The sequence below is a fragment of the Brevundimonas sp. Soil_N_31 genome (genome assembly GCF_057655995.1).
The window spans coordinates 18,318-29,648 of record NZ_JBDGLE010000014.1 but is presented as its reverse complement, the minus strand read 5'-3'; the positions used below and the strand labels follow the sequence as shown (position 1 = coordinate 29,648).

Annotated in this window: 9 protein-coding genes and 1 tRNA gene; 5 read left to right on the top strand and 5 right to left on the bottom strand. The window is 68.0% G+C overall.

From position 1 onward, the window contains the following. Nucleotides 1-337, top strand: a 337-nt coding sequence (gene rhuM, locus AC3A3G_RS15795) for a RhuM family protein (RefSeq protein ID WP_487488681.1), incomplete at its 5' end; no start/stop codon positions are given. A 4-nt stretch (nucleotides 338-341) separates the two neighbouring features. On the opposite strand, the gene AC3A3G_RS15790 is transcribed toward rhuM, so the two are convergent. Together AC3A3G_RS15790 and AC3A3G_RS15785 are read right to left on the bottom strand one after the other, a co-directional pair. Beyond that, entirely contained in the window at nucleotides 342-908 is a 567-nt protein-coding gene (locus tag AC3A3G_RS15790; RefSeq protein WP_487488683.1) for a DUF6538 domain-containing protein, read from the bottom strand. A gap of 164 nt (nucleotides 909-1,072) precedes the next feature. Then, a tRNA-Arg gene (locus AC3A3G_RS15785) sits at nucleotides 1,073-1,149 on the bottom strand. A 152-nt stretch (nucleotides 1,150-1,301) separates the two neighbouring features. Between AC3A3G_RS15785 and AC3A3G_RS15780 the strand changes: the two genes are divergently transcribed. After that, a complete protein-coding gene (locus tag AC3A3G_RS15780; RefSeq protein WP_487488680.1) occupies nucleotides 1,302-3,080 on the top strand; it encodes a gamma-glutamyltransferase family protein in 1,779 nt (592 codons plus the stop codon). Nucleotides 3,081-3,095: 15 nt separating this feature from the next. On the opposite strand, the gene AC3A3G_RS15775 is transcribed toward AC3A3G_RS15780, so the two are convergent. Further along, nucleotides 3,096-3,953 (bottom strand): lipid A-modifier LpxR family protein, encoded by an 858-nt coding sequence (locus tag AC3A3G_RS15775; protein ID WP_289647909.1) that lies wholly within the window; start codon nucleotides 3,951-3,953, stop codon nucleotides 3,096-3,098. 159 nt (nucleotides 3,954-4,112) lie between these two features. Further along, nucleotides 4,113-5,996, bottom strand: a complete 1,884-nt coding sequence (locus AC3A3G_RS15770) for a ribonucleoside-diphosphate reductase subunit alpha (RefSeq protein ID WP_374759230.1) — start codon at nucleotides 5,994-5,996, stop codon at nucleotides 4,113-4,115. A 256-nt stretch (nucleotides 5,997-6,252) separates the two neighbouring features. On the opposite strand from AC3A3G_RS15770, the gene AC3A3G_RS15765 reads away from it, so the two are divergent. The 3 genes from AC3A3G_RS15765 (at nucleotide 6,253) to AC3A3G_RS15755 (ending at nucleotide 10,617) form a co-directional block, all read left to right on the top strand. Continuing rightward, nucleotides 6,253-6,990: a phosphatase PAP2 family protein gene (locus AC3A3G_RS15765; protein ID WP_200168723.1), complete on the top strand. Its 738-nt coding sequence runs from the start codon at nucleotides 6,253-6,255 to the stop codon at nucleotides 6,988-6,990. 113 nt (nucleotides 6,991-7,103) lie between these two features. Beyond that, nucleotides 7,104-8,423: an acetyl-CoA hydrolase/transferase family protein gene (locus tag AC3A3G_RS15760; RefSeq protein WP_487488679.1), complete on the top strand. Its 1,320-nt coding sequence runs from the start codon at nucleotides 7,104-7,106 to the stop codon at nucleotides 8,421-8,423. 73 nt (nucleotides 8,424-8,496) lie between these two features. Continuing rightward, on the top strand, nucleotides 8,497-10,617 hold the full coding sequence (locus AC3A3G_RS15755) for a hybrid sensor histidine kinase/response regulator (RefSeq protein ID WP_200168721.1): 2,121 nt from the start codon (nucleotides 8,497-8,499) through the stop codon (nucleotides 10,615-10,617). Here the strand turns inward: AC3A3G_RS15755 and AC3A3G_RS15750 are convergent. Next, nucleotides 10,614-11,270 (bottom strand): glutathione S-transferase family protein, encoded by a 657-nt coding sequence (locus tag AC3A3G_RS15750; protein ID WP_200216505.1) that lies wholly within the window; start codon nucleotides 11,268-11,270, stop codon nucleotides 10,614-10,616. The genes AC3A3G_RS15755 and AC3A3G_RS15750 overlap by 4 nt on opposite strands. Between the last annotated feature and the right edge of the window lie 61 nt (nucleotides 11,271-11,331).

Genomic DNA, 11,331 nt, shown 5'->3' with positions numbered 1-11,331 from the left:
TCCCGCCGGCGACGCAGATCGGCTATCAACCCCCTGGGCTCTCACAATGATCAAGGGACCAGAGGGGGGCACGTCAATGGACGACGCCTGGATGAAAGACTCCGAGGCCGACTATTCAGAGGAACTGCTGGCCCGCAAGCCGATGACCATGCGCGGCTGGATTGCGAAGCTGGACGACTTCCCGCGATTGGGGGATCGAGACATCCTCCGGCATGCGGGTCGGGTCTCCGCCGACATGGCGAAGATCAAAGCTCAGGCGAAATACGACAAGTGGCATGACCGCCGCCTGAATCAACCTGGCGCGGTCGATGCTTCTTTCAGCGCCGCGATCTGGTAGGTGTTTATGTTGGCGGTGTTGATCCGGTCTGTGCGGCCCTCGCCTTGGCTTTCTCGACAGGGGAGAGCTTTGGGAGCAGCTTGGAAGCGTTGCGAGGCGGCCGGCGCAGCACCTCGATCATGTCGCGAAATCTACGGACGATGGAGCGCGCTGGCGTGTCTGCGCCGAGGATCGCCACGACGCGCCGCTTGCTCTTCTGGTAGGCCATCCGCGTCGTTGGCGACCAATCCCGCGTCGGATCATCCATATAAGCGTCGTAGAGATCGCCGAGCGTGATGCCGGTCGAGGCTTCCGTCTCGACAATGGCTGGCGTCGATGCGAGCGGCACCGGTTCGGTGAACGCTTCGAGCATGATCGGATCAACGATCAGGCCCACCCTTGAACGGGCAATTTCAAACTCGTGCTCGATCTGGGCGGTGACTCGTAAGGCGCGACGCTTGGCCACCGTCGGGCTGTCCGTCCCTAACGATCTCCAGATTTCTTTCTTCCCGATGATGCCTTGAAGGGGCTCCGGCACGCGGCGTCGATAGTGAATCTGATCGCGTTTCCGAACGAGATGCGTTCGAACAATGTGTAGACGCTTTGTGTAGACGCCGTTTCGACGTTTATCCCAACGATCAGAAGGGTTTAGCCGCTGACAGTCGGGCGGATTGTGTAGACGGTTTGTGTAGACATCGTACGGAAACGGTCGTGCTGACGGTAATTTCGCAGCGTTTTCAACGATGTTTAGGAAGATGGCGCACCCGAAGAGATTCGAACTCCTGACCCCCAGATTCGTAGTCTGGTGCTCTATCCAGCTGAGCTACGGGTGCGCACTGCCTTGCGGGCAGGGCCGGGTATCTAGCGGGTCGCCTTCGGGCTGGCAAGCAGGTTTTCTCAGAAAATCTTGAGAAAATGCGGGGTTGGCCTCGGGGGCCTGCGGGCCTAGGCATAAAGCCTCCCTGTAATGTCCCGGAGTGCTTGAGTGCGCGCCTTTTCCTTCCCCCATCTGCGTCCTGCACGCAGGATTTCCTCTCTCTCGGCCGGGGCGGCGATTGCGGCCCTGTTGCTGACGGGATGCGTGACGACGGCGAATGGGGTTCAGGCCGAGGCGGCGCCGGGTTCGGCTGAGGCGCCGATCGGAGCGCAAGCGTCCGTCGCCAGAGGGCCGTTCGTGTCGGCGGCCAATCCTCTGGCGGTCGAGGCGGGGATGAAGGTGCTGGCGCGCGGCGGTTCGGCCGTGGACGCAGCGGTGGCGATCCAGGCGGTGCTGGGCCTGACCGAGCCGCAGTCCTCGGGTCTGGGCGGCGGCGCCTTCATGATGTTCTATGACGCCGAAAGCGGCGCCGTCACCGTCTATGACGGGCGCGAGACCGCGCCGGCCGCCGCCACGCCCGAGCTCTTCTATGAGAACGGCAAGCCTCTGGCGTTCGGGGATGCGGTGTTGAGCGGGCGTTCTACCGGGGCGCCCGGCGTGGTGCCCATGCTGGCCCTGGCCCAGCAGCAGCACGGCGCCCTGGCCTGGTCCGAGCTGTTCGGCGACGCCGAGGCGCTGGCGCAGGACGGCTTCATCGTCAGCCCGCGACTGGCCGGCATGATCAACGGCTCTGCGCCGCAGGCGAAGACGCGCTGGGCGACCGAGTATTTCACCAAGCCGGACGGCGCGCGCTATCAGGCGGGCGAGACCCTGCGCAATCCGGCCTACGCCGAGACGGTGCGCCGCATCGCCCGCGAGGGCGCCGCCGCCCTGCAGCAGGGCCCGCTGGCCGAGGCCATCGTCGCGGCGGTCAACGAAGGCCCGCGACCCGGCGCCCTGACGACCGCTGACATCGCCGGCTATCGCCCCGTGGTGCGCGAGGCCGTGTGCGGTCCCTATAAGATCTACACCATCTGCGTGCCGCCGCCGCCGTCCAGCGGCGCCTCCATCCTGGAGCTGCTGGCCATGGCCGAGCAGACGCCGGACATCGACAAGGGGCCGGACAGCCCCGAGTCCTGGGCCGCCTTCGGCCAGCTGCAGCGGCTGATGTACGCCGACCGCGACCGCTATTTCGGCGATCCGGCCTTCGTCTCCGTGCCGGTCGCAGGCCTGCTGGACCCGGCCTATGTCGCTGAGCGGGCGGCTCTGGCGCCGGCTCTGCGCGGCGCGGCGCCCTATGGCGTGCCGGCGGGGGCGCCGAACGTCGGCGCGGACGCCACGCGCGAACCGGCGGGCACCTCGCACCTGGTCGTCGTCGATGCGAAGGGCGACGCCGTCAGCATGACCACCACGGTCGAGAGCCTGTTCGGTTCGGGCCGGATGGCGGGCGGCTTCTTCCTGAACAATCAGCTGACCGATTTCTCCCTGGTTCCGACGGCGTCGGACGGCACGGCTGCGGCCAACGCCGTGGCGGCGGGCAAGCGTCCGCGCTCGTCCATGTCGCCGGCCCTGATCCTGGATCGCGAAGGGCGTCTGATCGGCCTGCTGGGCTCGCCCGGCGGCTCGTCCATCCTGGCCTATAACGCCAAGGCCCTGATCGGCGCCCTGGCCTGGGGCCTGCCGCTGCAACAGGCCTTCGACCTGCCGAACCTGGTGGCCAAGGGCGACGGCTTCGGCGCCGACACCGAAGGCTTCCCCGAGGCGGTGCGCGACGGCATGGCGGCGCGCGGCGTCGAGCTGCGGCCCAATACGACCGAGACCTCGGGCCTGCATGGCGGCCTGTGGCGGAACGGGCGCTGGGACGGGGCGGCCGACAGCCGCCGCGAGGGCGTGGCGCGGACGCAGTAAGGGGGGCGAGGTCGCCTAGCGCGGCGGGCGGATCGTCAGTTGGAAGGCCACCAGGCCTTCCGACACATCGGTCCTGATGCCCTGATAGCCGCGCAGGCCCTTGGCCTCGATCTCGCGATAGACGACGCCGAAGGAGCTCTGCACCGCGCCCCGGCGATAGGCCACGCCGATGGAGGCGTCGCCCAGATAGGTTCCGGCGTCCTGGCTGACGCCCGAGCGCGCGAAGTCGCCGTCGCGCGTGCGGGCGAAGTTGTAGCCGACCGCCCGCTTGGAGCCCGCCGCGTACAGATACCAGCGCGGCCGTTCGCCGAAGGCTTCGTCGCCGTTGGGGGCCAGGCGGTCCAGGTTCTCGCCGATCCGCAGGGTGGCGCCCGCCTCGGCCGAGGGGCCGTCGCTGCCGACGCCGAAGCCGGCGTGGGGCGTCAGCGACACCTCCAGCCCTGAGGCCGTGCGACCCTTGGCGGCGGTCCAGCCGCGCGTATAGGTGACGTCATAGCTCTCGCCCGAGAAGGCGGCGGGGTCGAAGGCGCGCGGCGGCGCGGGCGAGCCGTCGGCGCGGCGCAGTTCGCCTGTCGTGGTGATCCGCAGCCGGTCGGTGAAGCCGTCGCCGGCGAACCAGGCCTCCTGGCGCAGTTCGCCCTGATCGGCGCTCAATCGGGCGACATCGTTGAACTGCACCGGGGCGCCGAAGGCGGCGTCAGGTTCGGCCGTGAAAGGCAGGCGGCTGTCCAGCCGGGCGGCGGCGTCCTCGAACCGGACGGCGTCGCCGCCACGCGCCGCGATGGGGCCTTCCGCCACGGTCTGCGGCATGGCGAAGGCGGCCGTCGGCGCGACCGCCGCGATCATCCATCCTGCCCATGCCATCCGACGCATCAACGGTGCCTCCCGATCCGTTAACGACCCCACTGTGCACGAACGCTGGGGAACCGCAACGGACTCTTTTACGCCACATTCGTTTATGACGAACGAAACCGCCCGGAGAGGGTTCCCCGGGCGGTTCAAAGGCGATGACGATGGAGGTCGGGCGCCGCCTTACTGGCAGGCCAGGCACTCGTCATAGTCGGTGGGGGCGGCCGAGAAGAGGTCCGGCTGGTTCGGATCGATCTCTTCTTCCTTCTTGTCCTCGGCGCCGGCGAAGGCGGCGCGCTGCACCGACTTGGAGCGCAGATAGTAGAGGGACTTCAGGCCCCGCTCCCACGCCGACCAGTGCAGCATGTGCAGATCCCACTTGTTGACGTCGCCCGGGATGAACAGGTTCAGCGACTGCGCCTGGCAGATGTCGCCGGTGCGGTCGGCGGCCAGTTCGATGACCCAGCGCTGATCCAGTTCGAAGGCGGTCTTGTAGATGGCCTTCTCGTCGTCGCTCAGGGCGTCCAGGTGCTGGACCGAGCCTTCGTTCTCGAGGATCGAAGACCAGACGGCCTCGGTGTCGATGCCCTTTTCGCCCAGCAGATCCTGCAGATAGGGGTTCTTGACCGCGAAGGAGCCTGACAGGGTCTTGTGGGTGTAGATGTTGGCCGGGATCGGCTCGATGCCCGCCGACGCGCCGCCGCAGATGATCGAGATCGAGGCGGTCGGGGCGATGGCCAGCTTGTGGCTGAACCGCTCCATCACGCCGCGATCGGCGGCGTCGGGGCAGGGGCCCTTTTCCTCGGCCAGGGTGCGGCTGGCTTTGTCGGCCTCGCGACGCAGGTGCTTGAACAGGCGCATGTTCCAGCTCTTGGCCATGGCCGATTCAAAGGCCACGCCCTGCGATTGCAGGAAGGAGTGGAAGCCCATCAGGCCCAGGCCCACCGAACGCTCGCGCTGGGCCGAATAGACGGCGGCGGCCATCGACGACGGGGCGCGGGTGATGAAGTCCTCGAGCACATTGTCGAGGAAGCGCATGATGTCCTCGATGAAGCGGGGCTCTTCGCGCCACTCCAGGAAGGTCTCGGCGTTGACCGACGACAGGCAGCAGACGGCGGTGCGCTCGACGCCCTTATGGTCGAGCCCAGTGTGCAGCATGATTTCAGAGCACAGGTTGGACTGCTTGACCGACAGGCCCAGATCCTTCTGGTGCTGCGGCATCTGCCGGTTCACCGTATCCGAGAAGATCAGATAGGGCTCGCCCGTCTGCATCCGGATTTCCAGGATCTTGGTCCACAGGTTGCGGGCGTCGACGGTTTTGCGGACCTCGCCGTTCTTGGGCGAGATCAGGTCGAACGGCTTGCCGTCGCGGACCGCCTCCATGAAGGCGTCGGTGATGTTGATGCCGTGGTGCAGGTTCAGCGAGCGGCGGTTGAAGTCGCCCGACGGCTTGCGGATCTCAAGGAACTCCTCGATTTCCGGGTGGTGGATGTCCAGATAGACGGCGGCCGAGCCGCGACGCAGCGAGCCCTGCGAAATCGCCAGGGTCAGCGAATCCATCACGCGGATGAAGGGGATGATGCCCGAGGTCTGGCCCGCGCCCTTGACCTTCTCGCCGATGGAGCGGACGCCGCCCCAATAGGTGCCGATGCCGCCGCCGTTCGAGGCCAGGGAGACGTTCTCGTTCCAGACGTTCTGGATGCCGTCCAGGCTGTCGTTGACCGAGTTCAGGAAGCAGGAGATCGGCAGGCCGCGATCCGCGCCGCCGTTCGACAGCACCGGCGTCGCCGGCATGAACCACAGCTTCGACATATAGTCATAGACGCGCTGGGCGTGGTCGGCGTCGTCGGCATAGGCCGTGGCGACGCGGGCGAACATGTCCTGGTAGCTTTCGCCCGCCAGCAGATAGCGGTCTTCCAGCGTCTTCTTGCCGAACTCGGTCAGCAGGGCGTCGCGCGTGCGGTCCAGCGTCAGGCCGTTGACCACCGTCAGCTCCGGCTTGGTCTCGGGCGGAGCCGAGGAAACCGTAGAGAATTCCGTCGTCTGCAACGCTTCGCCGCCTGCCATCGTCAGTCCCCAGTGCCTATGTGGATAACGCCAGATGTTGTGTGGATAACACCTCGACTATCTAAATCTAGTGTTAAGGCGGCGGGGGCGCCAACCAATTTATCGTCTCCGAAGTGTGATTTTTCGCTTGCATGGCGGCGGGTCGGTACGGGGCGGGCGTTGCGATCCCGCTGTGATGTAGAAATGGCGGCGATGACGCCCCGGCGGGCTCGGAAAATCGGCGGGAACGAGACTCTAGCTTGGCCGTTAGCGCCCCATGGCCCCGCATCCCACCGCCTTCCTGACCCGCGCCCTGCGCGTCGCCCGCACGGAGATCGCCGCCGTGGCGGCCATGCTGGTGGTCGCCCTGGGGGTGCTGACCTTCATCGAGGTGGCCGACGACATGCGCGAGGCGGACGGCCAGGCCTTCGACCATGCTGTGTTGGCGGCGGTCCGGCCCTTCGCCGATGACCCGGGGCGGCCCTGGGGGCCGTGGTGGCTGCACGAGGCGGCGGCGGACCTGACCTCGCTCGGCGGCATATCAGTGCTGACCCTGTTCGCCGTCATCGCCATCGGCTTCCTGCTGATCATGGGCAAGCGGCTGTCGGCGCTGATGCTGGTCGTCGGCCTGGCGGGCGGGGTGGCCCTCAGCGAAGGCCTGAAGGCCCTGTTCGAGCGCGAGCGGCCGCCCGAGATCTATCAGGCGGTGGAGACGCTGAACGCCAGCTTCCCTTCGGGCCACGCCCTGCTGTCGACGGTCTTCTACCTGACGCTGGGGGTCATGCTGACGCGCGCCTTTCCGCGCAAGCGGCTGAAGGCCTACGTCCTGGGCTGTGCGGTGGTGATCGCCCTGCTGATCGGGCTGACGCGAATCTATCTGGGCGCGCACTGGGCGTCGGACGTGTTCGCGGGCTGGAGCGTGGGCGCCGCCTGGTCGATGGTCCTGTGGCTGGTCGCCTACGCCGCCGAACGCCGCCAGCGCCTGCACGACGCGCCCCTACAGGACGCGCCCTAGGTTAGACCAAGGTCTAGCGCCGCGACCGGGCGCGGCTGTCGGATAGTGGTCGCAGAAGCCGTCGCCGCGCAGCGACGGACGCCCCTTCAGGACGACGCTTCAGGAGTTTCCCCGTGACCGATTTCGCCGCCCTCTACGCCGAACGCCTGACGACGCCCGCGGCGGCGGCGGCCCTGATTCCGTCAGGCGCCAAGGTCGCCATGGCCCTGGGCGTCGGCCAGCCGCCCGCCCTGCTGAAGGCCCTGGCCGACCGGGCCGAGGCGCGGCAGGTGGGGGACGTCAACCTCTACTATCTGCTGTCCACCGCCATCGCGGGCGAGACGGTGATGCGCTACGAACTGACCGACCGCATCCGTCCGTACAGCCTGTTCCATGGCGCCATCGAGCGGAAGCTGGAGGCGCGCGGGATCGAAGAGGGTCGCCGCGCCGTCTGGTTCGTGCCGACCGGCTTTCAGCAGACGCCGCGCGTGCTGACGCGCGAGATCGGCGTCGACACCTTGCTGGCGACCGTCTCGCCGATGGACGCCGAGGGCTATCTCAGCCTGGGGACCAACACCGACTACGCCCTGGCCGTGTCGAAGACGGCGCAGCGGGTGATCCTCGAGGTCAATCCGCACATGCCGCGCGTGTTCGGCGACTGCCGCGTGCATGTCTCTCAAGTCGCGGCCCTGGTCGAGCATGCGGCGCCCCTGCTGGAAGCGGGCAAGGCGCCGCAACAGCCGCAGGACGTGGCCATCGGCGCCCTGATCGCGGGCATGGTCGAGGACGGTTCGACGCTGCAGATGGGCATCGGCGCCCTGCCGGATGCGGTGTGCGCGGCCCTGCATGACCATCGCGACCTGGGCATCCACACCGAGATGCTGACGCCGGGCCTGGTCGAACTGATGAAGGCGGGCGTCGCCACCAATGCACGCAAGACCCTTCACCCCGGCAAGACGGTCTTCACCTTCTCCATGGGCGACCGCTCGACCTATGAGTTCCTGCACGAGAACCCGGCCTTCGAGGCTCGACCCGTCGACTATGTGAACGACCCCGCCGTCATCGCCCGCAACGCCAGGATGATCTCGGTCAACGCCACCTTGCAGGTTGACCTGTTCGGCGCCTGCTGCTCGGAGCACCTGAACGGGCGGCAGTATACGGCGTCGGGCGGCCAACTGGATTTCGTGCGCGGCGCGGCGGCGTCCGAGGGCGGCAAGTCGATCATCGCCTGCCACTCGACCGCGGCGAAGGGGGCGGCCTCACGCATCGTGGCGCGGCTGGACGGTCCGGCGACGACTCCGCGCAACGACATCCATTACGTCGTCACCGAGCATGGGGCGGTGAATTTGAAGGGGCTGACCGACGACGCCCGCTCCCGCGCCCTGATCGATCTGGCCGCGCCCGAGTTCCGTGAGGCGCTGGAGCGCGAGGCGAGGGCGATGGGGCTGCTCTGACGCGCTTCGGGGGAGATTTCCTTAACTTCTTCCGGGAGAAGCTGGCGACGAACCGGGGAGGGTGAAGACAGCAATGCAGGCACGCTGGCGGATGTTTCGTCATGCGGCCGGCCGCGAGGCCGGCCCTCCGGCGGCGGCCTATGTCGTCCTGTTCGTCCTGTGCCTGCTGATCGGCCAATGGAGCGCGGCAACCTACAGCGCCGTGATCGTCTGGCCCGCCAACGGCGTGCTTCTGGCGGCCTATCTGCTGCTTCCTCGACGCAAGGCGGCGGCGACCCTGCTGATCTGCCTCGGGTTGAACCTGGTCAGCACTGTGTTGAGAGGGGATTCTCAGCCCTTCGTGTGGCTGAACCCCCTGCTGAATCTGGGTCAGGTCTTGATCGCGGGCGTGCTGGCGCGCCGACTGTGCGGCGCGGCGCTGGATCTGCGGCGCCCGCGCCGCTTCCTGTGTTTCGCCCTGGGCGCCGTCGCGCCGGCGGTGTTCCTGACCACCACCCTCTCCTGCCTCCTGGCGGCGTGGCTGCGCGACTATGCGCCGGAACTGACGGCTTTCATCTGGACGCACCTGTTCATGATGGAGACGCTGGGCTTGCTGATCGTCACGCCCAATCTGTTGTTCCTGGCGCGGGCCCGAAGGTTCCGCGACGAGGCGACCGCCCCCTGGCTCGCGCTGGGCATGGCCGGGCTGGCGGCGGCGATGGTCTTCTGGGTTTTCAGTCAGCCGAGTTCGCTGCTGTTTCTCATCTTTCCGCCGTTGATGCTGGCGGCCTATCGCCTGTCGCCGCCGTGGATGGCCGCGACGATCCTGGTGTCTGTCGGGATCAGCTGCATTCTGACGCTGGAGGGATACGGTCCCGTCGCCGCCGCGCCGGTGGCGGAGGTCGCGGCCCTGGCCCACCTGCCCCAGCGGCTGCGGCAGATGCCGCTGTACCATGTCTTCCTGATGGTGCTGGTCCTGACCTCCCTGCCGCTCAGCGCCCTGATGGCGGAGCGTCGGGCCAGCGTCGCGCGGCTGGCGCGGCGCACCGCCCTGGCCTTGAAGCAACGGCGGCGGGCCGAGGCCGCCGCCGCCGCCAAGGCGCGGTTCCTGGCGGTTATGAGCCATGAGATGCGCACCCCGCTGAACGGCGTTAGCGGCTACGCCGACCTGTTGTCTCAGCGCGACGACCTGCCGGAGGAGGCGCAGACCTACGTCGAGGCGGTTCGCCAGGCGGGGGAGGAGATGCGGCGACTGGTCGAGGATGTTCTGGACGCCTCGGCCGGGGATGATGCGGTGCGGGCCGAACCCTTCGATGCGACAGGCCTGATCCGCGACCTTTGCGCCCCGGCGGCGGTCGCCGCCCGCGCCAAGGGGGTGGCGTTCGAGCTGAAGCTGGACGCGCCGGACATGGCCTTGCGCATGGGCGATCCGCGTCGGCTGGCCTCGGCCCTGAGGCATCTTCTGTCCAATGCGGTCAAGTTCACCGAGAGAGGCCGGATCGAGCTGGAGGCCCGACTGGACGCCGAAAGCCTGACCCTGACGGTGCGGGACACGGGGCCGGGAATCGCACCGGACCTTGAGCCGGCGCTGTTCGACCTATTCCAACTGGGCGACGATTCCCTGAACCGGCGGCACGGAGGGGCGGGGCTGGGCCTGCCCGCCGCGCGTCGCCACGCCCGCGCCATGGGTGGAGACGTGGTTCTGGGCGAAACGTCGGAGCAGGGCTCGGTATTCATTCTGACCGTGCGACTGGACGCGGGCGCGGGGGCGGGCGAGAGCGACGGTGCGGCGGAGGCGGCGGCGCCTGCGTCCTCCGACGGGCAGGTCACGCGCGTTCTCGTGGTGGACGACCATCCGACCAACCGCCTGATGTTGCGGATCATGATGGAGGCGGCCGGGTGCCGGGTAATCGATGCGGCGGATGGGCTACAGGCCGTCGAACAGGCATCGGCCGAGGCGTTCGACCTGATCCTGATGGACGTGAGGATGCCGCGCCTGAACGGGCTGGAGGCGACGCAGATGATTCGCAGCGGCGGTTCGGCTTCATCGCTGGCGGCGGTGCTGGCGGTGACGGCCGACGCCATGCCCGAGGACGCCGTGCGCTGTCTCGGCGCGGGCATGGACGGCCATCTGGCCAAGCCGATCACCCATGAACGGCTCTACGCCGCCGTGGACCAGGCGTTCCGCGCGGCTCAGGCGCGTCTGGCCGCCTAGCCTTCCCAGCCGTCGTCGAACGGAAACCGCTCGGCCCAGAAGGTCTGGAGCGCGGGCAGGGCGTCGATGCGGCGCACGACCTCGGCCATGCCCGGCGCCTCGGCGTAGAAGCGCCGCCGCCGCGGCGTCCAGCGGCTGGCGACGGCGACGTAGAGGTCCAGCACCGTCATCTCCTCGCCCAGCAGGAAGCGGCCGGGCGTGATCTGGGCGTCCATCATCCGCCAGCAGTCGGCGATGCGTTCGACGGTGCGTCGTTGGATTTCAGCCTGGGCCTGGGGATTGTCGCCGCCGAGGCGGGACGGCACGTCGCGCACCCAGAACATCGAATAGATGGAGGCGGGGATGAAGCTCATCCAGCGCAGGAACTGCGCCCGGCGCGGATCGTCCAGGGCGGGCGAGAGCCGCGCCTGCGGGTGGGAATCGGCCAGCCAGATCAAGATGGCGGCGCTTTCGGTGATGATCTCGCCGCCCGGCGTGACCAGGGCCGGCACCTGGCGCATCGGATTGACCTGCGCCACCTTGTCCCGCTCGGCCTCGCCCTCCCAGGTCGGAGCCTCGATGACCTGATAGTCCAGTCCGATCAGCCGCAGCGTCGCCTCGACCGGGGTCGAGCCCGAACCGGCGGCGCCGTAAAGCGTGAAAACCATCCCCATCTTCCTCCCCAGTTTCCTGTCACAGAAACACCATATCTAGCGGTTGGGCGAAAAGTGATCG